This is a genomic window from Mycobacterium arosiense ATCC BAA-1401 = DSM 45069 (assembly GCF_002086125.1).
Taxonomy (GTDB): Bacteria; Actinomycetota; Actinomycetes; order Mycobacteriales; family Mycobacteriaceae; genus Mycobacterium; species Mycobacterium arosiense.
Genome location: NZ_MVHG01000384.1, coordinates 1 through 240 on the forward strand (window position 1 = coordinate 1; position 240 = coordinate 240).

The window sequence follows — 240 nt, forward strand, 5'->3', positions numbered from 1 at the left end:
CCCTGATCGGCTCGATCATCGGCGTCGGCGTGGCCAACGCGCTGATGCATGGGCGCGATGGCACCAGCGGGGTGGACTGGGGCCAGGCGACCAAGGTCGGCTACTCCCTGCTGCTCTCGCCGCTGATCGGCTTCGCCTGCGCCGCCCTGTTGCTCCTGGCGCTGCGCCTGCTGGTGAAGAACCGCGCGCTGTACAAGGCGCCGAAGGGCAAGGCGCCGCCGCCCTGGTGGATCCGCGGCC

At 71.7% G+C, this 240-nt stretch carries 1 protein-coding gene; it reads left to right on the forward strand.

What is annotated here, in order from left to right; all coding sequences use genetic code 11:
• Nucleotides 1-240 (forward strand): inorganic phosphate transporter (locus tag BST14_RS32275; protein WP_211280869.1); only part of this gene is annotated, 240 nt, incomplete at both ends.